Genomic DNA, 22,186 nt, shown 5'->3' on the forward strand with positions numbered 1-22,186 from the left:
AAGCATGGTTGAGCGCCTCTCGTTTTATTTGGAACGGAATAGCCCGCTCCATCGTTTGAATCCAACCACCAAACTGGTGGTGGCATTCACGCTGATTCTGGTGGCCTTTCTAGGGCGCGGGCTATTCCTCCCCAGTTTAATCTTCGTGCTTATCTTATTGCCGTTGTCCTTTTTAGGGCAGGTGGGGCGGGAGTTTCTGCGCACGACGCTGAATCTGCTCTTGCCACTGTTTGCGTTCCTCTTTGTCATGCAAAGCCTGTTTTACCCCGGAGGCAAAACAGTGCTCTTTGGCTTCTGGATCTTTGCCGTCAAATTAGAGGGGGTACGCTTTGCCTTTCTCACCGCGACACGGGTTTTGGTGATGGTCTCTTCGTTCCTCTTGCTCCTTCTCACCACCCATCCCGGAGTGCTGCTACTAGATCTTACCCAGCGCGGGTTACCGGCTTCGGTAGCCTATATCCTGGCCTCGACTCTGCAGATCATCCCGCAAATGCAGGCCAAGGCCGCGACCATACTTGATGCCCAGCGCTCGCGTGGGCTGGATACCAGCGGTAGTTTGGGGCGGCGTATTCGAGCGCTTTTACCCCTTGTGGGACCGCTGGTCTTCGGTTCCCTGGTGGATGTCGAGGAACGTGCCATTGCGATTGAGGCACGGGGTTTCCGTTCCTCGCGTCCTAAGACCAGTTTGGTCGAGATCGAAGACCGCCCGTTGGAGCGGGCGTTGCGCTGGTTATGCCTGGTCGCGCTTATCCTGGCAGTTGGGAGTCAGTGGCTATGGCCGTAATTGAAATCCATCACCTGACCTATACCTACCCGGCCAGTGATCATCCTGCCTTGCGCGGGGTCAGCCTGGACGTCGAAGCCGGGGAGTTCGTAGCACTCATAGGGCCGAATGGGGCGGGTAAATCCACCCTCTGTTACACCCTGGCCGGATTTGTGCCTCACTTTTTTAAGGGCGATTTACAAGGTGAGGTTCGGGTGACCGGACAGGATATCCGTCAGGTACGATTGGAAGATTGGGTGCTCAAGGTAGGATTGGTGTTCCAGAATCCGTTCAACCAGATTTCGGGGGCAAAATTTACGGTTTATGAGGAAATTGCTTTTGGCTTGGAAAACATCGGCGTGCCTCGCGAAGAAATGCGGCGGCGGGTGGAGGAAGTGATGGCACTGACTGGCATCACCGATTTAGCCAATCGTTCGCCCTATGCCCTTTCGGGCGGGCAACAACAACGGGTGGCCTTGGCTTCGATCCTGGTGATGCAGCCGGAGGTGCTGGTCCTAGACGAACCCACCTCTCAACTGGATCCCATCGGTTCCCGCGAGGTTTTTCAGGTCATTCGTCGCTTAGCACACCAGGGTGTGACCATCGTGATGGCGGAACACAAGGTGGAATGGATTGCGGAGTATGCCGATCGGGTCATCGCGCTTGCTGACGGCGAGGTGATCGCCAGTGGCAAACCGACGGAGGTACTTACCGATCCGCGTTTACCGGAATATGGGATAGGGATCTCACGTTATACCGCTGTCGCTCGCCGCGCCGCCGAGGAAGGGCTCTGGCCGCCGCAACGACGCCTGCCGGTAACGCTGGAAGAAGCCGCAGTCGGTTTTAGCGCTTTGGAGGAAGCCCATGCGCATCAGCGTTGAGGATCTGCATTTCACCTATCCCAGCGGGGTCGAAGCGCTGCGCGGGGTCTCTTTGACCATTGAACCCGGCGAACGGGTGGCGATCGTGGGGCAGAATGGTGCTGGTAAGACGACTCTGGTCAAGCATCTCAACGGCTTGCTACGTCCTACTCAGGGGCGCGTGCTGATCGGAGATTGGGATACTTCTCAGGTGGAGGTACATCGTTTAGCCCAACGAGTGGGTTATGTCTTTCAAAATCCGGACGATCAACTCTTTTGCCGCACCGTAGCCGAGGAGGTGGCGTTTGGCCCACGTAACTTGGGGTATCCCTTGGAGCGGGTCAAGCAGTTGGTGGAGGATGCATTGCGCTTGGCTGAATTAACCGACAAGGCCGAGGTGAATCCCTATGATCTTTCACCTTCCTGGCGTAAGATGGTTGCTTTGGCTTCGGTGATCGCGATGGATACCCCGATTGTCATCTTTGATGAGCCGACCACTGGGCAGGATGCGCGAACCATCCACCGGATAGAACATATTCTTGAGGCCCTTGTCCAGCGCCAGAAGACGATTATCACTATCACCCATGATATTGATTTCTGTGCCGAGAACTTTGAGCGAGTGGTGGTGATGGGGCAAGGGCGGGTGCTGGCCGATGGGCCCAAAGAAATCGTGCTGGGAAAAGTGGATGTCCTGGCGCAAACCTATGTCGAGCCACCCCAGTTGACCCGCTTGGGGATGCGGTTGGGGTTTGAGCAAACGGTTTGTACCCCTGCTCAATTCCTGGACGCCTTACGCCACCGTTTAGATCATCTCCGGAGATCGCCTACAGAGCGTGAAGGCTAAGCGTTTAGCCATCCCTTAGCATGTAGCAGGTCAAAGATAGGTGCAAGCAGACCCTGGGGTTGACGATCTATAAGGTGGTGCGCATGAGCCCGGGCCAGGGGCGAAGCATTAAGAGGCGCAATAGCCAGGTCGGCACAGGCAAACATGGGGACGTCATTGTCACCATCGCCGACAGCCACAATTTTGACCTGTTTCAGGCCCAGGCGGGGTAACAGAGCCCGTAACCCAAAACCCTTATTGACGCCCTGGCGGGTGACCTCGTAGATGACATCCAGACTATAACTACCTTCAACCGGCAGATCACGGGTGGCTTTGGCAAATGCGGCTAATACCTCGGGCTGATCGGAGAGGCACATCAGTTTACCGAAGCCCGGCCCTTTTGGCGCTTCGCTCAGCGGGCGAGGAAGGAAACCAAAACGCTCGGCGGCCTGCAAGCCAAACGGCGTAATCTCTTCCAGATACGCCCCATCCAGTCCTTGCCACAGGAAAGCAGCCCCCGGGAATTGAGGCACCAGCGCGTGTAAATAGGCCTCAGCCTCGGGAGGGATGGGGAAATAGTCTTCCAGGACTTCGCCGGGGCGGTAGATGGCAGCCCCGTTTTGCAATACCAGGGGGAAGGGCAGGGGTTCATCCCGGTAGAGACCGGCGCGTTCTAACACCCGCCGTGCGCTTTCCAGCGAGCGACCGGTCGCAAACACCAAGGTGACAGGTAAAGGCCGGCGAAGCAAGTCAGCATCCTTGGGGTGTACCTCGCGCTCTTCAATTAGAAGCGTGCCGTCCAGGTCAATGCTCAACACTAGGGGGGTTGACATAAAGAAAATCCTTGGCTAGGGAGGTGTCGTCCCCGATTTTACCCCAGAACCATGGGGGTCAGAATTCACGTTTTCGCTGGATAGGGTGAGCAAGCGTACCCCCTGCACCTGAGGGAAGGCGGCCCCTTGCTGAATGGTGAGCAAGGCAGCGGCTTCATCCTCGACGCGGGCGCCGGAAAGCATGGCGAAGCCGAATTCAAACAGGCGTGGGGTCAAAGGGGTACTTGGACCAAGCAGCATCATCCAGGCCTGGGGAGGGCATAATGCCAGCAAGTCTTCCAGGGTGTGGTTAATCAGGGTAGTGGCGGTGATGGCGATCACCTCGGCGTGAGGTAAGACCTCGGGGGCTGCGCTGGCCGGCAAATCACCGGGGGCAGGATGGCGTTCCAGCACCCACAGGTTGCGGGCTAAAGGGCGCAGGTCATTGACAAATGGAAAGTGCCCGATGATGGCTACATTACGCCCGGCGCCGCGGTGCTTGAGCACCTCGGCAGCGTTGAGCTCTTGAAACGGCAGTCCCTCCAGGGATAAGAGGGAATTATAGGCGGCCAGGCCGATGCTGGCCTCGAGGGGATTTGCAGAGGTCAACCAGGTGGCTAGTTCCTGGGCGCTCTTGGTGTGCAGCCGCCCGACATCGCGCACGCGATAACTGCCGTGCGGGGCCTCGGTTGCGGTCATCGTGGCGGCTAAGCCGCAACGCCGTGAACAGACCATGGTCCAGTGCACACCGACATATACCCCGCGCACCGGGATGGGTGAAGCGGGCAAATCGGCCAGCAAGGCATTGATGATGCGGGAAGTAGTCATACGACGTTCCTGGGGTTGAAATAATTCCGTGCCGATTATAGCCCAAGAAAGGATGACCAGGTTAGGAAAAGGCTCGCGATGCTGGTGGATTTTAGAGAAATTACAATTCGCAGGAGGAGGAAAACATAGACCGCCATCCCTGGACTTGGGGTGTGTGGGGGGATGACGTGGATGTCCTGGCAAAACATAAGGTTTGTGCCGAGAAACAATTTGGGGTAAAATTGCACACCGCTATGATAGAAAATTGGCACGACCCTGACTTAACTCAACCGGTTCCGGGGCGCGAGCCGGCGAGTGAAAAAACACGGCCGCGTCTGACCGAACCCATGGCACGTTTTCAGCCGGTGCCGCTAAAAAAGCGCCGCCAACGCGGGTTGGGGTGTCTGGCTTTGCTTCTGATCCCGGTGGTGGCTTTTTTTGCGGCCTATTTCCTGACCCCGTTCCAGACGCGCATCCTGTTGATGGGCATTGATCGCGCTCCGGAAGGAAGCATGGTCGCCCGCACCGATACGATTATCCTGGTTGGAATTGAACCGTTGCAACCACGCGTGCGCCTGCTTTCCATACCGCGCGATTTGTGGGTCACGATCCCCGGTGAGGGCGAGAATCGCATCAATACGGCGCATTTCTTTGCCGAGGCCAAAGTGCCCGGCAGTGGCCCTCGGGCATTACAGGAAACGCTGCGTTACAACTTTGGCCTCAACGTTCCTTTTTATGCCCGAGTGCGTTTTGAGGGCTTTGTGGCGCTGGTGGATGCGATGGGCGGGATCACGCTAGACCTTCCGGAACCCATGGCAGGCTTGGATGCCGGGCAGCACCACTTGAATGGTGAACAGGCGTTGGCCTTTGTGCGCAATCGCACCGGCAGTGATGATTTCTTCCGCATGGCACATGGACAGTTGTTGCTCAAAGCCGCTTTTCGCCAAATGCTCAAACCGTCCTCCTGGCCACGCATCCCGGCGGTGTTATTGGCAGCAACCCAGGTGGTGGATACGAACGTCCCGACCTGGTTATGGCCGCGGCTGGCGCTGGCCCTATTACGCGCTGGTCCGGACGGCATCGAAACCCATGTGTTGGGGCGAGAAATGGTGACACCCTTTACCACTAGCGGTGGTGCCAACGTGCTCTTGCCCAATTGGGAGGTGATTCGTCCCATGGTGCAGGACATGTTTGGTTCGTAAGGGGATCCCCTTAGCGCGGAAGCAAGGCTAAAACCAGGGCAATCAGAGCACCCAATCCGGCTAGCGCTGCAACGAGGTAGCGGTCATGGAGTGCCAGTTGGGTCGCACTGAGCATAAGGGCCATGAAGATTAATGCTGTGCTGATCTGACGAGTTGACCGTTCCAGGCGCTCCAACTGCCTTTGCGCGGTGGGGTCGCTGACCTCCAGACGTCCCTGGGCAAGTCGGGTGAGGACAGCATCGGCGCGCTGAGGCAAACTGACCAGGGTGCGCAGCATTTGCAGCGAGGTTTTGAGTAGGGGGCGCAGCAAGCTCTCTTGCTCGGCGCGCATCAGCCGTTCGGCATAGGGGACAACGCTTTCCCACACATTGAATTGCGGATCCAGCCCCAGGCAGATTCCGTTTAAAATCGAGAGGCAGCGTCCTAAGAGAAGCAGGTTTTGAGGGAGCTGGAACGGCATCTGGTAGAGTAATTGGCGGAATTCTACCAGGAGGGTTAACACCTCGTCTTGGCTCATGCTGATTTCCGCCAGCGTCTTGCCCCAAAAGCGGTCAAAGACCTCTTGGGTGGCTTTTTCGATCAGTCTTAGATCGGCGGAGGGGAGCAGAATCCCCATCCTTTGGTAGGCTTGCACCAGGCGGGCTGCGTCTCGGCTGGCCACCCCGATCAATACCTCACGCAGCGCGTCCATCAGGTCGGGTGGGACGGTGCCGGTCATGCCAAAATCAACAAACACCAGTTGCCAGGCCGGTTGGGTTGGCTCGCCATCCTCAGCCTCTACCGGCAGGGGATGGACGAAGAGATTACCGGGATGCGGATCGGCATGGAAGAAGCCGTCTTCAAAGATTTGTTTGAGGTAGGTGGCGATCAGACGCTTGGCGACTTGGGCGCGATCAATCCCCGCCGCCTCAATGGCCATGTAATCCGTGATTTTGATGTCCCCAACATCTTCCAGGGTCAAGACGCGGCGGGTGGTATATTCCCAGTAGACCTTGGGAATGCGCACCTCAGTGTGTCCGGCAAAGTTGGCCGCAAAAATTTCGGCATGGCGTGCCTCACTCAGATAATCTATTTCTTCATGTAATATGCGGCTGAATTCCTCGACCAACGCAGGCACATTGGCCCGCCGCCTGACCGGTGGAAACCAATTGACCCAGCGTGCAACCACTTTAAGCGCTCGTAGATCCGTTTCGACCAACATTGGGATGTTGGGGCGCTGCACTTTGACCACCACAGCCAGCGGTGTTGGATCAGGGGCTGTAGCGGGTGGGTTAAGCAGAGCGCGGTGCACTTGCCCGATGGACGCGGCAGCCAGTGGGGTCTCCTCGAAGGCCAGAAATTGTGCTTCTAATGCCGTCCCAAATTCGCCCTCAACCATCTTGCGAATGGCCTCGAAAGGTTCCGGCGCCACTTCGTCTTGCAGGCCACTGAGTTCTTCGGTGATTTCGGGGGGTAGGACATCAATCCGGGTAGAAAGAAACTGCCCGACTTTGATCATCACCCCACCCAATTGGATGGCCAATTGGCGGAACGTGGCGGCAAGGTGGCGAAAACGTTGCGAGCGGGACGTGCGCGCCAGTTTTCCCAGCCCCAAGCGGGGAAGTAGGATATCCCAGGCCAGGATGTGGAGGATGACCCCGGCAAAGAAACGCAAAATGCGACGATAGCGCGCGCGTAGCATCGTAAAGATTATAGCATTCAACGTCAACGCCGCCCCGGGCATGGAGAAACGGGGCGGCGTTGGTGATTTGGGAAAACTAAACCGTTAAATCAAGGGCGTGCGGGGCCATTTCCCTGGCGCGGTGGCTGAGCGGTTGGTATCATTGGCCCGCTGCCTGGAGTGCAGGTGGCCTCGGGACCGGGGCCAGGTCCATACCCACTACCGGGAGTGGGGGTATATTGCGTCCATGGGTTGCCACCTTGCCCACCGCCATAACCGCTGCTGGGGGTGGGGGTATCCTGCGTCCAGGGGTTGCCACCCTGTCCGCTGCCATAGCCACTGCCGGGGGTGGGGGTGTCCTGGGTCCAGGGGTTGCCACCTTGCCCGCTGCCGTAGCCGCTGCCGGGGGTGGGGGTATCCTGGGTCCAGGGGTTACCGCCCGGTCGTTGATTTCGGGGTGGCACGGTCTCGGGCATGCCCTGGCGCAGGCGTTGGCGCAGGGTTTGCGGATCTTGCAAGCCTTCTTGCACGGCTTGCAAATGAGTCTGAATCATGGCGCGGGTGCGTGCCAGCACGGCTTGAGCCATAGGATTGGTCACATTGGCCTGTTGCAACAAACGCTGATATTGTACTTCCAGGCGTTGGCGGATGCGCTCCAGGGCCTGAATGGCTTGGGCATCGTTCTGGGCAGCAGCTAACTGCAGGGCTGTTTGGAGGTGGGTTTGCAACCGCAGTAGGACGGGTTCGGGAGGAACCTCATCCCGAGCCACCATTTGGGCGATTTCGGCAGTGCGGCGCTCGGCCAGTTCCAGGCTGAGGTTGAGGCGCGCCTGCGGATCACGCGTGATTTCGCTGCGCAAATCTTCGCTCCAGGTTTTGACCGGGTAGAGCGGGTCATCGGGTAAACTGGCTTGGGCTGCTGCCACAGTGATTCCGCTACCGCCCAGTAGCAAGGACACAACGAGCAAGATAGTGGTTAAGGCGCTGAACATCGGGGATACCTCCTTTTTGGGATAGAGTAAGCCACTCCAAAAGACATTCCACCGATTCAGACGCCGTTCGGGGCGCGCAGATACGGATAGTTGGCGCGCTTGTTCCAGAAAAGCCTGGCGGGCATGCGCGGCGACTGCAGGATCGCGTGGGGGGATGGTGCGCAATGTGTCCAGATGAGCCCGTACTTCGGGATCAGGTTGAGGATCAGGATGGACTGGGGACATTTTCCACCTCTCGCTCTAAAATTCGCCGCAAGGCAGCCAGGGCACGATGTTGGAGGGCTTTAACCGCGCCGACCGGTTTTTGCAGAGCGGCCGCCACGGTTTCGTTATCCAGATCTTCAACAAAGCGCAGCAGAATGACCTGGCGTTGGTCGGGTGTTAACTGCCACAGGGCACGGCGCAGACGCTGGCGCATCCAGGCGGCTTCCAGGTCGGCTTCGGGGTTGGGCGTGCTTGTGCTCAGATCCACGTCATCGGCATTGAGGGTCGGCGGTGGTTGGCGGCGATAACGGTCGGTAATCCAGTTGTGGGCGGTGCGGTAAAGATAAGCCTGAAGGTGCTGCTGCGGCCCACGCCCGATATGAAGGGCGTGCAGAAAGCGGGCGAATGTTTCAGCAACGCATTCTTCGGCCAAATCGCGGTTGCCCAAAAGGCGCATGGCATAGGCATAGAGGCGGGGGCTGTAAAAATCATAAATTGCCCCCAACGTCTCGGGGTCAAAGCGTTGTGCTGACTGCAACCATTCTTGTTCGCTTGGCGAAGCCATTTTTTTTCTATGGATTAGACGCCGAAACCGCCTTAAAGATATGCCTGGGTACCAAGACGAATCTGAGTTTGCCGTTTGTGCCCGGAGCACTAAAAGGGCAAGGTAAATTCCAGGCGCGTGCCATAACCCCGCCCCTGCGAGTCGGTGTAAATAGGGCTGACGGCGTGTACCTCGCCCCCATGCAATTGGACGAGTTGTTTAACAATGGCCAATCCCAAGCCGGAACCGCCGCTACTGCGGGCGCGGGATTTATCGGCGCGGTAGAAGCGCTCAAACACGTGGGACAAATCCTCACGCGGGATGCCCGGGCCAGTATCGCTAACAGCGACCACAATCCTGTGCTGGTTTTGGTCTGGGGTGATTTCAATGCGGATTTCCCCACCCTCCGGGGTGTAGCGCAGGGCATTATCGAGCAAGTTAGCAAGTACCTGTTGAATGCGCTGTGCATCGAGGGGGAGGGCAGGCAGGTTATCCGGTGCGGTTATCGTCAGGCGAACGGCTTTTTGGGCTGCGGCGGCCTCAAACTGCCCGACGACTTTCTGCACTAGGGGGAACAATTCGGTAAGTTGTTTTTCTAATGTGAGGTGACCGGATTCGGCCAGCGAGAGCAGGCGCAGATCGGCCACCAGGCGGTTGAGCAACTGTACCTGGTCATAGAGCACTTGAACCTGCTCCAAATCCATCGGAAGAACGCCGTCTTGCATGGCTTCTAGATTAGCCTGGAGCACAGCCAGAGGGGTGCGCAGTTCATGGGCCACATCGGCAACCATCTGGCGGCGGGCTTTTTCCGCCCGTTCCAGACTGGTGGCCATCTCATTAAATGCCATCGAGACTGCGCCGATCTCATCCTGGGTAGCAACCGGGACGCGCTGGGAGAGATCACCTTCGGCAATCGCTTGAGCGGCCTGTTGAAGGCGGCGCAGGGGGGCAATGATGCGATAGACAATGAGTGCCACCAGAATCAGTGCCACGACACTGGCGATAATCACGGCTCCAAGCACGGCACGGTTGACTGCGTTTAAGAACTCGCTTTCCAGGGTTACCACCCCCGCTACACCGGCCGGTAAGACCAGGAGTGTGCCGACCTGAGTGTTCCCAACGCGAATCGGCGCGCCCAGCCCCATTGCCTCGGCTGGAGCGGTTTGGCCTTCCCACAGCCCCTGGGTGTCGAGAACCACGCGTCCGTTAGCATCCACCAGCACCAGGCGCTGGGCTAACACACGCCCGAGCAAGGTGGTTTGGAGAGGTGTCATGTGACCACCATTGTTGCCCATCATGCCCTGGCCCATGCGCCCTCGCGGCCACATCTCGGCCATGTGCAGAAACATGTCAATCCCCTCCCAGGAACCGGTGCGCTGGTAGTAATCGGCTAAGACCGGCGCCAGCCGCTGTGCCCAGGCCTGTGCACTGCGTTCGGTGTAGGTGCCGAAAGCCAGGCGGGTGGCGCGGCGGGTGAGCACGACGGTAAGTATCGCGACCAAGAGCAAAACCCCTAAAAAGGCGGCCACTAACTTCAAATACAGACGACTAGGCATCCTCGGCGACCTCCAGTTTGTAGCCGACACCGAAGACGGTCTGAATGTAGGTGGGACGACGCGGGTTGGGCTCGATCTTGGCGCGCAGGTTTTTAATGTGGGCATCTATGGTGCGTTCATAACCCGGGTAATCGGTGCCAAGGGCGTTTTCCAGCAACTGCAAGCGGGTGAACACGCGCCGCGGATGACGCGCTAAGGTCACCAGCAGGGCGAATTCGGTGGGGGTCAGGTTCACCGGCTTACCATCCACGGTGACGGTATGTTGCACCAGATCAATCTCAAGGTTTCCTACGCGTAGCCGTTCGGTCTCGGTGGGCGTTTCGGCGGCACGGCGGAAAATGGCGCGCACCCGAGCGACAATCTCACGGGGACTGAAAGGTTTCGTCACATAATCATCGGCGCCCAATTCCAGGCCGGTGATGCGATCCACTTCTTCTACGCGAGCGGTCAACATGAGAATCGGCACATTGGATTCGCGCCGGATTGCCCGTGCCACGTCCAGCCCATCCATGCCTGGCAGATTTAGATCAAGGATGACAAAATCAGGGCGCTCGCGACGAAAGAGGCTCAGCGCTTCTTCGCCGTTGGCAGCGGGAATAACCTGAAAACCAGCCCGTTCCAGGTAAACCCGAATCACGCGGACAATCTGCGGTTCATCATCTACGACCAGAATTTTCTTCATCTCCATACCTCAATGATTTTAAGGGCAAGATGTGAAGAAAGCATGAAATTTTTCTCACCGGGCGAGTTGCGAGCGACATTTGGATTGGCTATACTCGAATTATCGCATAATTTGAGGGTGTCAAATTTGTCCCCCAGGAGGTAAATAGATGAACCGGGCTGAATTTATCCCTCATCCCGCAATGCACCCCCAGGACCTTCCGGCCACGGGGTGGCGTGAAGTTGACTTACCTCACCAGTGGACTCTGGATGGGCTTGAGGCCGAGGTGGGGTGGTATCGGTTATCACTCCCTTTGGCTGAGTCTGAACGGCGGCGTTGGTTACGCCTGTGGGCGGATTATTATGCCGAGGCTTGGTTGGAGGGGGAATATTTGGGACGCCATGAGGGGTACTTTGAGCCCTGGATTATCTCTCTGCCTACTGCGGGGCAGACCTTGTGGCTGCGAGTGGCGGCGCCTAAAGAGCCGTTTGGCGAGGTATGGCCGCGTTTCAAGCGTCAAATCAAAGGGGTCTTTGGGCAACATGATTGCCGTCCTGGCAGCACCAGTCCACGTGGGCAGGAACGGGGTACCGGTGGACTATGGGGCGGGATGGAAGTTTGGACCAGCGGCGATGTGGCCTTGCTGGGAGTGCGTGCGCTCCCGCTGCGGGTTGCCGGTGGATGGCGCTTACAGGTCGAGATAGAGTGCGATAGTGCTCGGTCACGCGAAGCCGTTGTTGCCCTAAACCTTACCCCGGAAAATTTCGAAGGCGAAGAACTGCGCGCGGAACGTCCCATTCACCTCCCATCGGGACGACAGCGCGTGCGTTTCTATTGGCTGTTGCCAGAGATGTCGCTGTGGGAAGTGTGGGAACGGGGTTTTCCTCATCTCTATCGTTTAACCTTGCAGGTGGGGGATGAGGAACTTTCTACGCGCTTGGGTTTTCGCACTGTAACGCGCGAAGGCGATTGGGTGTGTCTGAATGAACGTAAACTCTTCCTGCGCGGCACGAACATTATCCCAACGCAATGGTTGGCGGGCTATTCACTGGCCCAAGCCGAGGCCGATGTGCGTTTGCTCAAAGAGGCACATCTAAATGCAGTGCGGGTGCATGCACATGTGACTCATCCTGCATTTTATGAGGTATGTGACCGCGAAGGTGTGCTGGTCTGGCAGGATATGCCGCTGCAGTGGGGTTATGCCCTGGATGACGCCTTTGCTCAAGAGGCGGTGCGCCAGGCCGAGGCGCTGACCTGGGTGTTGGGTAATCATCCCAGTATCTTCCTGTGGTGTGCCAGCAATGAGCCAACCCATAACCGTTACACCACGGTACCAATGGTTGCCGCCGCGTTGCGTGGGAGCGATCCAACCCGCCTGATCAAAGAGGCGTCAGATTTCCGTGAGCACACCTACCCAGGGTGGTATTGGGGGCACCTGCGTGATTTTCTAGCCCTGCCGGCGGCGCCGCTGCCTTCGGAATTTGGGGCACAAGCATTGCCGCGCGCCGAGACATTACGGCGGGTGTTGGGTGAGGCGGCCTGGCCACCGCGCTGGGAGGTGTGGGCGTATCATAATTTCCAGGCTGAGCAAACCTTCCGCGTGGCCGGGGTGGAGATGGGTAACAGCCTGGAGACATTTGTGGCGAATTCACAAGCCTATCAGGCGCGGTTGTTGCGCTTTGCCATTGAAAATTACCGCCGCGCCAAGGGAAAAATCACCGGGTACTTTCAATTTATGTTCGTCGAGCCCTGGGAGGGAATCACATGGGCCGTGGTCGAGGCCGACCGCACGCCCAAAGCCGGTTACTATGCTTTGAAAGAAGCCTCGAGCCCGGTACTGCTATCGTTGGTGCCATATCGTGAGGTAACTGAAATCGGGCAGCCGCCGCTCAGTGAGGTCTGGCTGATTAATGACCTGGAACGCTCATTAAGAGTGCGGGTAACGTTGCGCTTAGAAGGGCCGGTCAATGGGGTGCTGGGCGATTTGCAAGCACATGTAGACGCACAGGCGACACATTGCCTGTTCAACCTGATGGAAGGCTATGAAGCCCCCCCGGGTGAGGGCGAATGGCTGGCACAGGTGGCGCAATTTTTACGCGCCTTAACCCCCGGGGATTATCGTGTGGTTGGTGAGGTGTGGGAAGATGACAGGCTCCTGGCCACAAGCACGTTAGACATCCATTATCTACCACCTATCGTGCCAATGGAGGGTGCATGGTGAGCGACACGCTTTGGGACACCTTGGGTTTAAATGAAAAAAGGGTGTTGATTTTGCATCACGACGATTTGGGGCTGTTGCAAGCGCAGAACGCCGCCTATGAGGCGCTCGGCTTTCCAACTGGCTCGGTCATGATCCCGGGAAGTTGGGCGCCACAACTGGCCAAGCATGCCCAGGCTGACCTCGGGGTGCACCTGACCCTGACCAGCGAATGGCGGGCGCCGCGCCTACGCCCACTCACGTCCGGGGCTAGCCTGCGCGATCCAAGCGGTTATTTCTGGCCCACGGTGGAAGAAGCCTGGCTACATGTCAAAACCGAGGAGGTGGAGGCCGAACTGCGGGCGCAAATTCATGCTGCTTTGACGATGGGCCTTGACGTAACCCACATAGACACCCATATGGGAGCCGTTTTGCGTCCGGACCTTGCTGAGATTTACGTCAAACTGGCAATGGAATTTCGCCTGCCCGCCTTTATCCCGGAATCATTGGAGGCAATAAAGATCCCAAAATGGTTGCGTCAACCGATCGAAGGTTTACTGGTGCGGGCACCTTTGCCCAAGGTACGTTGGCTGGATAGTTATCCCGTTCCACCCGCCCAAAAGCGGGATTGGTTCATCGAGACGCTGCGCCAAGCCAGCCCTGGGGTTTATCACCTGATTCACCACGCTGCATTGCCCACCCCCGAAGCCCAATCATTGCCCGATTGGGAGATCCGTCGTTCAGATTATGAGGCTTTGCAAGATTCTACGGTGCGCCAGGTCATTGGTGAGTTTGTCTTGCTCACCTATCGCCAGGTGCGCGATGCCCTCCGGAGGTGTTCATGAGTCAGAAAACCCCATCGGTTTTACCCCGTGCCAATCCCTGGCGATATGCATTAGGGGAATTTGGGTTAAGCCTGCCCGGTTTTGCGATTGGTACCTATTTGGTGTTCTTCTATTCGGATGTGTTGGCGTTGCCGGTCACCCTGGTGGCGATTGCGCGGGCGATTAACTCGGTGTGGGATGGTCTTAACGACCCAATTTTTGCCCATCTTTCGGATCGCACCCGCACGCGCTGGGGGCGCCGCCGCCCCTGGTTGTGGGTGGTGTTACCTTTGAACCTGATTGCCTGGCTGGCGATATGGGCACCGCCCCGGTCTTTGGATGCCCAGGCCCTTTTTGCCTGGTTTTTGGTCTTTCTGTTGTTCTCGGAGACGGTAGCGACCATGAGTTGGGTCAATTACAATGCCCTTTTTCCCCGTGTCTTTACGACCGAAGCACAGCGGGTACGTGCCAATGCGATTCGCAAAGCACTAGGTCAGGTGGCTTTGATTGGTGGAATTGCGCTTAGCCCCTTGCTCTACAGCCGATGGGGCTTTGCCGGTATGGGCGCGGTGTGGGCCGGGATTGGAAGTCTGGCTTTCTTGCTTTTCCTACTCGATTTTCGGGAGGAACAAGAAGTTCCTGTTGCCGAAGCCGTGCCAAATTTCTGGCGCAATGTTGGGGACTTGCTCAAAAACCCTGCCTACCGCCTCTATCTGGGTATTTTTATGCTCTCGACCCTGGCTAATACCCTACTGATGGCCGGGATGCCGTTCTATGCCAAATATGCCCTGGATCTTGCCGAAGGGCAGACCTCGCTTTTGTTCGGTGCCGTCTTTGTGACGGCCATCCCTGGCGTAGCGCTTTGGATTTACCTCACCAGGCGTTGGCGTGCCGCCCGAGCCTGGCAGATCGCCTTAGCCTGGTTGATGCTGGCATTACTGCCTCTGAGCGCGGTTCGCTCACTGTGGGGGAGTCTCTTGACGGCGGCAGTGATCGGCCTGGGATTGAGCGGTGGTATGGTGTTGGGGGATGTTGTGCTCGGGCAAATCATTGATGACGATGCGCGCCGCCATGGTCAGCCGCGAGAGGCCATGTTCTACGGCTTGGCGGCAGTGTTGGCGCGGCTTTCAGGCTTACTCAACGCCCAAAGTTTTGTCCTGCTGACCTGGTTGTTCGGCTATGTGAGCGGCGAACAGCCCGGCCCCAACCCGGATGCGGCGTTTCGCTTTTTTATGGTGGTTATTCCGGGGATTGTGTTATTGCTGGCAGTTGGGATGGCTGGATGGTTGCGCCGCACCCTAAGCGCGGCTCAACCGGCGAGCATGACGCCTATTGCGTCCGTGAGCGATGTCACTGAATAGGTTTTTTTGCCGGTAGCCCCACGCGGCGAGGGTAGCCGGGTGGTGTCGCACTTTGTTTGCGAATAACGATCAGATACCGTTCCTCGGCCACGCCGGGAAGATAGACCGGAAGCACCTGGTGGAGTTGCCCGCCAAGGATGCGAATAGCGCGTTCTGCACTTTGGGTTTCCGCCGGGCCGCTGGCACCTTTTTGGGCCAGCATGGCCCCGCCGACCCGCACCAGAGGTAAGAGGTATTCCACCAAAACCGGCATGTTGGCAACGGCGCGGGCAACCGCCCAATCGTAACGCTCGCGGTGGGCAGAGTTTTGTCCCAATTCCTCAGCGCGCCCTTGAATAAGAGTAACTTTTTCCAGTTTTAGCGTCTCCACAATATGACGACAGAAAGCCAATTTCTTACCAACCGAGTCCACCAGGGTCACTTCGAGATGAGGGAACAGGATTTTTAGCGGAAGACCTGGGAAGCCGGCGCCTGTGCCGATATCAATCAGAGTCTGGGGCGGGGGGCTATTGCGCCAGGCGAGGATGCAGGTCAGTGAGTCCAAAAAATGTTTGGTGCGGATGCCTTCGGGATCACGAATAGCAGTGAGGTTGAAGCGCGCGTTCCAGGCCAATAGTTCGCGCTCGTATGTGGCAAAGGCCGCGATTTGACGCGGCGTTAGTTTGATCCCAAGCAGGTTTTGGACATCCTGGGCGAACTTTTCCATGCGCCGCCATTATACCGAAAACTGGAGTGCTTGGGGGCAGATGGTGAAAATCTGGATATAATCAAGACATCCCACACGTTGTGGAGGCCGGCCACGGTGAACATATTGAAACGCTGAATGTCAAATGGATGGGCACGGGAGCGTGCCCTATGTGCAGTCCATTCCGTGGCGGCCCGTGGGCTTGGGGTGAAATCTGGATGGTTATAACCTCCTGCCCGTAGAGCAGCCCGGTGGTGCCAGGATGGGCTGCTCTACACAAAGATTAATCCAGTCTTTTAGGCAGGAGGTGACCGATGTCTGAACGCGATACGGTTTGGCTCTTTACCCGCTTTGGCTTGGGAGAGGGCCCGGCGGAATTACAACAGCAACTGGCGGTCAAGTATCTCACCTTGGCGTTGGAGGGTGGAAAACTACCGGCTAAGGTGATCTTCTACACGGAAGGGGTACGCCTGGCCTGCCACGGTTCTCCGGTGTTAGATCAATTACGCGAATTGGAAAAGCGTGGAATTGAACTGGTGCTCTGCCATACTTGCTTGAGTTATTTTGGCCTACTCGACCAGGTGCAGGTGGGTGTGGTCGGGAGTATGGCCGACATCATAGAAGCCCTCACTCAGGCCCCAAAAGTAGTGGCGCTATAAAGGGTTAAGAATTCTGTGGCCGGCCTGTCGTTCAATTTGATTGGCGTGTCTTTAACTCGCTTAACTGTCGTTCCAACTCGGCGCGCAGCACCTGGGGGTTGGCTTTGCCCCCTACCGCGCGCATGACCTGACCAAAGAACCAGTTGACCAGGGTTTCTTTTCCCCTTAGATAGGATTGGACTTCGGTGGGATTTTCTGCCAGCACCTGGGCCACCAAGGCGCGCAAGGCGTCGGCGTCGGAAACCTGGCGCAGACCCCGTGAGGCAATGATCGCGCCGGCTCGCGCTCCGCTTTGGAGCATCTCCAGCAACACGGCTTTTGCGGTGGTCTGATTTATCTCCCCCGCTTGGAGATGGCCGATTAATTCGACCAGTGCTTCTGGGGTGACCTTGAGTTGCTCAATACTCTCGCCGCTCTCGTTCATCCAGGCAAACAGTTCGCCCAGGATCCAATTGGCAATCGTACGGGGTGAGAGAGAAGGGGCGGCCCGGACGGCGGTTTCAAAATAGTCTGCAACAGCACGTTCGTTGACCAAAAGTGCCGCATCCGCCGGGGGTAGTTCATAAATCTCGATAAAACGCCTTCGGCGCACGTGGGGCAGTTCGGGGAGTGCAGCACGCACCTCGGTGATCCAGGATTCTTCGATAACCAGGGGCGGCAGATCTGGCTCGGGGAAGTAGCGGTAATCGTGGGCTTCTTCTTTGCTCCGTTGGGAATAGGTGCACCCTTTTGTTTCATCCCATCCCAAGGTTTCTTGCTCTACACGCTCTCCCTGGTCGAGCAGGCGGCTTTGGCGTTCAATCTCGTATGCCACAGCCCGTTCCAAAGCGCGGAAACTGTTCAGGTTCTTGATCTCGACCCGTGTTCCCAACTGCTGACTTCCTTTGGGGCGCACCGAGACGTTGGCTTCGAAGCGGATAACGCCCTTTTCCATGTCACCGGAATTGACTCCCAGGTAGCGCAAGAGGGTGCGCAATGCCATCGCATAAGCCCGCACTTCTTCCACACTGAACAGGTCGGGTTCGGAGACGATTTCTAAGAGCGGCACGCCGGCGCGGTTGAGATCCACCAGCGAATAGGTTGTGCCGTCTGTGGCGGTGACATGCGTCAGTTTGCCGGTATCCTCTTCTAGATGCACCCGCCGAATGCTCACCACCCGTTCACCGGTGCTGGTAAAGATGGGTAAGCGACCGTGCTGAGCCAGGGGATATTCGTATTGCGATATCTGGTAGCCCTTGGGCAAATCGGGGTAGAAATAATTTTTGCGCGCGAAAAGGCTGTGGGTCGCGATCTCACAATCCAGGGCTAGCGCCACCCGCAGGGCGTATTCTACCGCGCGCTGGTTGATCACTGGCAGGACGCCCGGCATTCCGGCGCACACCGGACAGACCGCGGTGTTGGGTTCAGCCTGGGTGGCATCCACGACCGGACAGGCGCAAAACATCTTGGAACGGGTTTGAAGTTCGGCATGAACTTCCAATCCGATGACAGGCTCGAATTCCATGTTATTCCTCACCCTGGATGACCTTGATCCCGACTTTCTGAAGCCGGCTTTCGCGTGATTTTACCACTAAACCCATTCCACTCCGGCTTATTGATAGTTCCAGATCAGATAACTGTCACTGGTGCAGATGGGTTGGTCGGAGGGGAGGGAGAGGCAGACCTGATAGGCAATAACACTGCCGTTAGGTTGTTCAGGGGTGATCGGGGCAATGCTCAGACGGGCACGCCCTTGTGCATCGGTAGGCGGAAGGCGGTATTCCAGCCGCGTGCCATCGGCCAGGGTGAGCCACAGCCGTGATTCGATCCCTGCTAACGGATGGTTATTGCGTGCATCTAAAACGACGATCTCAAACGACTGCGGCTGATCAGCAGGCAGGCGAGTTGCCGCGGTGCTGACAAGGAGGCGAATGCTCTGGGGCGTATAAACCAATGGGAGATCGTTGCTTTCGGGTTGGAGACGGCGCAGGTATTCCAACCCCAAGGGTAACAAGCGCACTCGCAGACTAGGGGCGGCGGTGTGATCGTACAGCAGGCAATAATTCTCAAAACACTGGCGGTAACGGTTATTCCCCACGGCGGCGATCTCTTCCAGTGGATTACCGGAGATTTCCCGCCCACCGTGCAGGGCGATGAACTCATCAAACACTTTTGGAACATGAAACCCCAGATCTTCATGAACCGGGTAGAAGACCATACCATCCACTTCGCCGTAAATTTGTGGCCCGGGCGGATAATCCGGGAACCCGAGCATGCGGCTGAGCGGGCGCAGGCGCATGGCGTTCAGGTTATCGGCGGGGGCGTAGAGGACGACCGCTTCGTAGATTTGCTCAATGGCACCATCGGGCGCCTGATAAGGCTCGCTGAGCGGTTGCCCGAAAGCGGCCACTCCCCCCAGGCGTGCTAAGCGCGAAAGGAACGGCTGGGAAACCTCGTTCGCCTGTGAAGTTACAATACCGTTGAGGGGTGCTTGGTAGCGGCAATGGGCATCACAAGCAAATACTCCATACGCCAATAAGTGCACATTTCCGGGAGGCTCATCTAAATTGCGATAAAAGCCCACATTCTCGAAGTATTGCTCGATGCGATTGTGGGTGGCATTATAACGGGGTTGAGTGAGAGGGTGGCCGGCGTAGAGCGAACCGCCCAAACGATCATATAAAGGCACAAACTCTTCATAGATCAAATAGCCGTTGATAATGGTGCCATCACCGGAGACCAGGCCGGGGTCTTCGCGCAAATTGAGCACTTGCCCCAAGGGAAAGAGGTAAAAACGTTTGCGGTCCTCGGCGTAGGGGTTAAAGCACATCAGGACATTTTGGGTGTATTGGCACAGGTTAGCCTCGAAGCGAAATGCGCGGGTGATCGCCGGCCCAAGTAAGGGTTCGCCACCCAGCATCCGGTAAAACTCGCGAAACACCGGGTCAACCTCAAATACCCCGGGTTGGGGTGTAGGTTGAGGTTGGGTTGGAGCACAGGCAACCAAAACCAGGACAGCGAGAAACGGTAACATACGAAACGCGCGCTTCATGCGAATTGTTGGTTGATTCTCCCCGCTCATTGCTCCCCTATCCACTCAACCCAGGAATGATGAAGAGGATTTCTGGATCATCGCGCCGCCTCCCGTTCGCCCCCTTTCCCATTCCCATTGCGTCGCTTCAGGCGGGGATCTCGTTCTAGGGTAAGGCGCAACCCTTCTTCAAGGCTTACTCGTGGGCGGTAGCCGAGTTTTTCAGCCGCTAGGCGGATGTCGGCACACAGGCGGGCGGGGCCGCTATCGGCACGCGGATTATAGACCACCTCGGGCTGTGTACCGGTAATCTCAAGCACCAGGCGCACCAATTCGCGTACGCTGGTCTCACGTCCACTGCCCACATTGATAATGGTTTGATCTACCCCATTAGCGGTGGCTGCTGCGAGCATGGCTTCGACCACATCGTCCACATAGACATAGTCGCGCGTTTGCGAGCCATCGCCATGGACAACCAACGTGCCTTCCTGAACCGCTTGACGCAGGAAGTTCGGCACCACCGGGGCGTGCACCGGGGGGAGATGCTGACCCGGTCCGTAAGCATTGAAGACGCGCAGGCACACCGTTTCGATTCCCCACAGGGCGCCGATGGTGCGCACGTAGTACTCTGCAGCCAGTTTAGAAACAGCGTAAGGTGAACGAGGGTTAGGAACCGCATCCTCACGCACTGGCTGTTGTTCTTGATAACCGTAGACCGCCCCTGAGGAAATGAATACTACCCGCCGCACGCCCACGTCGCGCATGGCTTCCATTAAGGTGACCGTCCCCCCAACATTGACGTGATTGTATTCGCGGGGGTAAAGGATGGATTCTGGAACCAGGACCCGCGCTGCCAAGTGATAGACACAGTCCACCTCTTGGAGCAATGTCCATAACTTGGGACGGTCATTGATATCGCCCCGGGTGAAGTGAACCTCGGGGGATAAGGTGGCTGGGTCACCGGTGGAACAATCGTCCAGGCCGACGACGGTATGACCTTCTGCGACCAAGCGGTTAGCCAGTGCTGAACCCAGGAAACCGGCGGCTCCAGTAACCAAAAAACGCATTGAACCTCGCAAGGGGTGGGCTAAAACTTATTATAGCATCAAGCGCGTTTAGTGGGCGACACCCAACAGCCCCATAGCCTCAAGCATTTCCTCATTGGTCGCAAAGCGATAGTCGTCTAGACCCAGTGCCCGCGCGCGTTCGGCTTCGGCCTGATAAAGGCGTTCGAGATGCTCTTTGGTGACCACGGGGTGAGATAGCATGTGGATGGCTTGTTCGATGTGCGGCAGAAGGGACTCGGATAAAGGGGAAAGGGTGGCGAGATAGCTCAAAATGGCACGTGCGGCATTGACACCATCTTTGCGCGCCGTGCCTACCAATCCGCTACTGGCCTTGCGCGACCAGCCGGCTACAAAAACCCCTTTGATGGGTTCATTGCGTTCGCTGTCATATGCCTCGTAGGATTCGCCCTCAATTGGAAAACGCGGATGGGGATTTTTATCGTACTCGTAACGGTGGACGGGAAGACCCAGGGTCTCATCTACCCGATCCCCAATGGCAAAGATGACCGTATCCACCGGCATAACCCAGGTATGTCCCAGGCCCTTAGCGACAACCTCACCGTTTTGGAGCACCAGGGTGTTATCTTCAAGTTCGATCCCCCCCACGGCGCCTTGGCCATTGTCCAGAATGCGACGGGGGGAAGCCAGGAAGCGAATCCATAACCGTGTCGGCGAACGCTTGGGGCCAGCTTTGGTTATGGCATTGCGTACCAATTCTCGTGAGGTTTCAGGGTCTTGCCCTAGTGCACGCATAACGGGGGCAACTCGTTCCAGTTCGGCTTCGAACGCATCCCAATCCAGATTAGCGGCCACCATTTCCAGCTCACGACGATCGAATTTCACCTCTTTAGGCCCGCGCCGTACAATAGCGACCACCTCATCCACGCGGCAAACGTCAATCAAGTAGTGGGCGACATCTACCATGACGTTGCCGCCCCCGACAATGGCTACTTTTTTACCGATCTTATAAGTGCGCTGGCTATAAGGGGGGAGTTTGTTATAATGATACACGATGTCCTTGGCGTGATAGACCCCTTCCAGAGTTTCGCCGGGTAACCCCAACCATTTGGTGCCTTGAGCGCCAACGGCGACCAAAATGGCCTGGAAGCCTAACTGGCGTAGGTCATCTAGTGTAAAATCACCCTCACGTCCGATGCGGACGTTGCCATAGTAATGGACTTCGGGTAACGAAAGGATCTGCTGAAATTGAGCGCGCAGGCCGTTTTTGAGACGCAATTTATCCGGGTAGATGCCATATTCAGCCAATCCACCGGGGCGGATATCACGGTTGAACAAAACGACCTGTACCCCGTTTTCGGCCAGATGCTGCGCGGCGTAAAGGCCGGCTGGGCCGGCACCAGCAATAGCAACCCAATAGCGATTTTCGAGGCTCATCGCGTTCTCCTGGGGGTCAGTTGTGGCATTCCGATTTTATTATAAATGAACTTCGAATTGATAATACCGGGTAACTTAGGCATGATTTATAAAAAAGGAGGCTC

20 protein-coding genes are annotated in these 22,186 nt (G+C 57.2%); 8 read left to right on the plus strand and 12 right to left on the minus strand.

The features are described 5' to 3' along the window. Nucleotides 1-4: 4 nt before the first annotated feature. Genes QYE77_RS11390 through QYE77_RS11400 form a run of 3 tightly spaced genes read left to right on the plus strand, consistent with a single transcriptional unit; the run spans nucleotide 5 to nucleotide 2,467 of the window. Nucleotides 5-784 carry an energy-coupling factor transporter transmembrane component T family protein gene (locus QYE77_RS11390; RefSeq protein ID WP_315625530.1) on the plus strand — a complete coding sequence of 260 codons (780 nt, stop codon included), beginning with the start codon at nucleotides 5-7 and terminating at the stop codon, nucleotides 782-784. Further along, nucleotides 775-1,644 carry an energy-coupling factor ABC transporter ATP-binding protein gene (locus QYE77_RS11395; RefSeq protein ID WP_315625531.1) on the plus strand — a complete coding sequence of 290 codons (870 nt, stop codon included), beginning with the start codon at nucleotides 775-777 and terminating at the stop codon, nucleotides 1,642-1,644. Before QYE77_RS11390 ends, QYE77_RS11395 begins: the two co-directional genes overlap by 10 nt. Beyond that, entirely contained in the window at nucleotides 1,628-2,467 is an 840-nt protein-coding gene (locus tag QYE77_RS11400; RefSeq protein ID WP_315625532.1) for an energy-coupling factor ABC transporter ATP-binding protein, read from the plus strand. Before QYE77_RS11395 ends, QYE77_RS11400 begins: the two co-directional genes overlap by 17 nt. On the opposite strand, the gene QYE77_RS11405 is transcribed toward QYE77_RS11400, so the two are convergent. Further along, nucleotides 2,464-3,279, minus strand: coding sequence for an HAD family hydrolase (locus QYE77_RS11405; RefSeq protein WP_315625533.1), 816 nt, complete (start codon nucleotides 3,277-3,279; stop codon nucleotides 2,464-2,466). The two genes, QYE77_RS11400 and QYE77_RS11405, sit on opposite strands and share 4 nt — an antisense overlap. A gap of 15 nt (nucleotides 3,280-3,294) precedes the next feature. Further along, nucleotides 3,295-4,086 (minus strand): DUF364 domain-containing protein, encoded by a 792-nt coding sequence (locus QYE77_RS11410; RefSeq protein WP_315625534.1) that lies wholly within the window; start codon nucleotides 4,084-4,086, stop codon nucleotides 3,295-3,297. A 167-nt stretch (nucleotides 4,087-4,253) separates the two neighbouring features. On the opposite strand from QYE77_RS11410, the gene QYE77_RS11415 reads away from it, so the two are divergent. Further along, on the plus strand, nucleotides 4,254-5,267 hold the full coding sequence (locus QYE77_RS11415; protein ID WP_315625535.1) for an LCP family protein: 1,014 nt from the start codon (nucleotides 4,254-4,256) through the stop codon (nucleotides 5,265-5,267). Between the two features lie 10 nt (nucleotides 5,268-5,277). Here the strand turns inward: QYE77_RS11415 and QYE77_RS11420 are convergent, their stop codons facing one another. From QYE77_RS11420 to QYE77_RS11440, 5 genes are all read right to left on the minus strand, one after another. Continuing rightward, nucleotides 5,278-6,969 carry an ABC1 kinase family protein gene (locus tag QYE77_RS11420; protein WP_315625536.1) on the minus strand — a complete coding sequence of 564 codons (1,692 nt, stop codon included), beginning with the start codon at nucleotides 6,967-6,969 and terminating at the stop codon, nucleotides 5,278-5,280. Nucleotides 6,970-7,037: 68 nt separating this feature from the next. Then, complete coding sequence (locus tag QYE77_RS11425; RefSeq protein WP_315625537.1) at nucleotides 7,038-8,144, minus strand: DUF5667 domain-containing protein; 1,107 nt, start codon at nucleotides 8,142-8,144, stop codon at nucleotides 7,038-7,040. Continuing rightward, nucleotides 8,125-8,688 (minus strand): RNA polymerase sigma factor, encoded by a 564-nt coding sequence (locus tag QYE77_RS11430; RefSeq protein ID WP_315625538.1) that lies wholly within the window; start codon nucleotides 8,686-8,688, stop codon nucleotides 8,125-8,127. The genes QYE77_RS11425 and QYE77_RS11430 overlap by 20 nt, the downstream gene beginning before the upstream one ends. Before the next feature lie 89 nt (nucleotides 8,689-8,777). Then, nucleotides 8,778-10,223: a sensor histidine kinase gene (locus QYE77_RS11435; protein ID WP_315625539.1), complete on the minus strand. Its 1,446-nt coding sequence runs from the start codon at nucleotides 10,221-10,223 to the stop codon at nucleotides 8,778-8,780. Further along, entirely contained in the window at nucleotides 10,216-10,905 is a 690-nt protein-coding gene (locus tag QYE77_RS11440; protein ID WP_315625540.1) for a response regulator transcription factor, read from the minus strand. The genes QYE77_RS11435 and QYE77_RS11440 overlap by 8 nt, the downstream gene beginning before the upstream one ends. Nucleotides 10,906-11,053: 148 nt before the next feature. On the opposite strand from QYE77_RS11440, the gene QYE77_RS11445 reads away from it, so the two are divergent. From QYE77_RS11445 to QYE77_RS11455, 3 genes are read left to right on the plus strand one after another with little or no spacing between them, the layout of a single operon-like run. Next, nucleotides 11,054-13,105: a glycoside hydrolase family 2 TIM barrel-domain containing protein gene (locus QYE77_RS11445; protein WP_315625541.1), complete on the plus strand. Its 2,052-nt coding sequence runs from the start codon at nucleotides 11,054-11,056 to the stop codon at nucleotides 13,103-13,105. After that, nucleotides 13,099-13,926: a carbohydrate deacetylase gene (locus QYE77_RS11450; RefSeq protein WP_315625542.1), complete on the plus strand. Its 828-nt coding sequence runs from the start codon at nucleotides 13,099-13,101 to the stop codon at nucleotides 13,924-13,926. Before QYE77_RS11445 ends, QYE77_RS11450 begins: the two co-directional genes overlap by 7 nt. Further along, on the plus strand, nucleotides 13,923-15,266 hold the full coding sequence (locus QYE77_RS11455) for an MFS transporter (protein ID WP_315625543.1): 1,344 nt from the start codon (nucleotides 13,923-13,925) through the stop codon (nucleotides 15,264-15,266). Before QYE77_RS11450 ends, QYE77_RS11455 begins: the two co-directional genes overlap by 4 nt. Here QYE77_RS11455 and rsmG read toward each other — a convergent pair. Next, nucleotides 15,256-15,972: a 16S rRNA (guanine(527)-N(7))-methyltransferase RsmG gene (rsmG, locus tag QYE77_RS11460; protein ID WP_315625544.1), complete on the minus strand. Its 717-nt coding sequence runs from the start codon at nucleotides 15,970-15,972 to the stop codon at nucleotides 15,256-15,258. The two genes, QYE77_RS11455 and rsmG, sit on opposite strands and share 11 nt — an antisense overlap. Nucleotides 15,973-16,265: 293 nt before the next feature. Here rsmG and QYE77_RS11465 point away from each other — a divergent pair, with 293 nt between their 5' ends. Beyond that, a complete protein-coding gene (locus QYE77_RS11465) occupies nucleotides 16,266-16,610 on the plus strand; it encodes a DsrE family protein (protein WP_315625545.1) in 345 nt (114 codons plus the stop codon). Nucleotides 16,611-16,641: 31 nt separating this feature from the next. Here QYE77_RS11465 and gatB read toward each other — a convergent pair whose 3' ends face one another. The 4 genes from gatB to QYE77_RS11485 all read right to left on the minus strand — a co-directional run bounded on the left by gatB (nucleotide 16,642) and on the right by QYE77_RS11485 (nucleotide 22,082). Then, nucleotides 16,642-18,114 (minus strand): Asp-tRNA(Asn)/Glu-tRNA(Gln) amidotransferase subunit GatB, encoded by a 1,473-nt coding sequence (gatB, locus tag QYE77_RS11470; protein ID WP_315625547.1) that lies wholly within the window; start codon nucleotides 18,112-18,114, stop codon nucleotides 16,642-16,644. Nucleotides 18,115-18,201: 87 nt separating this feature from the next. Further along, complete coding sequence (locus QYE77_RS11475) at nucleotides 18,202-19,671, minus strand: hypothetical protein (protein ID WP_315625548.1); 1,470 nt, start codon at nucleotides 19,669-19,671, stop codon at nucleotides 18,202-18,204. A gap of 47 nt (nucleotides 19,672-19,718) precedes the next feature. Continuing rightward, nucleotides 19,719-20,687, minus strand: a complete 969-nt coding sequence (locus tag QYE77_RS11480) for an NAD-dependent epimerase/dehydratase family protein (RefSeq protein WP_315625549.1) — start codon at nucleotides 20,685-20,687, stop codon at nucleotides 19,719-19,721. Between the two features lie 48 nt (nucleotides 20,688-20,735). Next, the gene (locus QYE77_RS11485; RefSeq protein WP_315625550.1) at nucleotides 20,736-22,082 is read right to left on the minus strand and encodes an FAD-dependent oxidoreductase; all 1,347 of its coding nucleotides are present in this window, start codon (nucleotides 22,080-22,082) and stop codon (nucleotides 20,736-20,738) included. Nucleotides 22,083-22,186: the final 104 nt, after the last annotated feature.

The organism is Thermanaerothrix solaris (assembly GCF_032334255.1).
Classification (GTDB): Bacteria; Chloroflexota; Anaerolineae; order Anaerolineales; family Anaerolineaceae; genus Thermanaerothrix; species Thermanaerothrix solaris.

What these genes read in the sequence shown, in the direction of transcription:
- QYE77_RS11390 (WP_315625530.1), top strand. Translation starts at nt 5, where the DNA reads ATGGTTGAGCGCCTCTCGTTTTATTTGGAACGGAATAGCCCGCTCCAT.
- QYE77_RS11395 (WP_315625531.1), top strand. Translation starts at nt 775, where the DNA reads ATGGCCGTAATTGAAATCCATCACCTGACCTATACCTACCCGGCCAGT.
- QYE77_RS11400 (WP_315625532.1), top strand. Translation starts at nt 1,628, where the DNA reads ATGCGCATCAGCGTTGAGGATCTGCATTTCACCTATCCCAGCGGGGTC.
- QYE77_RS11405 (WP_315625533.1), bottom strand. Translation starts at nt 3,279, where the DNA reads ATGTCAACCCCCCTAGTGTTGAGCATTGACCTGGACGGCACGCTTCTA.
- QYE77_RS11410 (WP_315625534.1), bottom strand. Translation starts at nt 4,086, where the DNA reads ATGACTACTTCCCGCATCATCAATGCCTTGCTGGCCGATTTGCCCGCT.
- QYE77_RS11425 (WP_315625537.1), bottom strand. Translation starts at nt 8,144, where the DNA reads ATGTCCCCAGTCCATCCTGATCCTCAACCTGATCCCGAAGTACGGGCT.
- QYE77_RS11430 (WP_315625538.1), bottom strand. Translation starts at nt 8,688, where the DNA reads ATGGCTTCGCCAAGCGAACAAGAATGGTTGCAGTCAGCACAACGCTTT.
- QYE77_RS11435 (WP_315625539.1), bottom strand. Translation starts at nt 10,223, where the DNA reads ATGCCTAGTCGTCTGTATTTGAAGTTAGTGGCCGCCTTTTTAGGGGTT.
- QYE77_RS11440 (WP_315625540.1), bottom strand. Translation starts at nt 10,905, where the DNA reads ATGAAGAAAATTCTGGTCGTAGATGATGAACCGCAGATTGTCCGCGTG.
- QYE77_RS11445 (WP_315625541.1), top strand. Translation starts at nt 11,054, where the DNA reads ATGAACCGGGCTGAATTTATCCCTCATCCCGCAATGCACCCCCAGGAC.
- QYE77_RS11450 (WP_315625542.1), top strand. Translation starts at nt 13,099, where the DNA reads ATGGTGAGCGACACGCTTTGGGACACCTTGGGTTTAAATGAAAAAAGG.
- QYE77_RS11455 (WP_315625543.1), top strand. Translation starts at nt 13,923, where the DNA reads ATGAGTCAGAAAACCCCATCGGTTTTACCCCGTGCCAATCCCTGGCGA.
- rsmG (WP_315625544.1), bottom strand. Translation starts at nt 15,972, where the DNA reads ATGGAAAAGTTCGCCCAGGATGTCCAAAACCTGCTTGGGATCAAACTA.
- QYE77_RS11465 (WP_315625545.1), top strand. Translation starts at nt 16,266, where the DNA reads ATGTCTGAACGCGATACGGTTTGGCTCTTTACCCGCTTTGGCTTGGGA.
- gatB (WP_315625547.1), bottom strand. Translation starts at nt 18,114, where the DNA reads ATGGAATTCGAGCCTGTCATCGGATTGGAAGTTCATGCCGAACTTCAA.
- QYE77_RS11475 (WP_315625548.1), bottom strand. Translation starts at nt 19,671, where the DNA reads ATGAGCGGGGAGAATCAACCAACAATTCGCATGAAGCGCGCGTTTCGT.
- QYE77_RS11480 (WP_315625549.1), bottom strand. Translation starts at nt 20,687, where the DNA reads ATGCGTTTTTTGGTTACTGGAGCCGCCGGTTTCCTGGGTTCAGCACTG.
- QYE77_RS11485 (WP_315625550.1), bottom strand. Translation starts at nt 22,082, where the DNA reads ATGAGCCTCGAAAATCGCTATTGGGTTGCTATTGCTGGTGCCGGCCCA.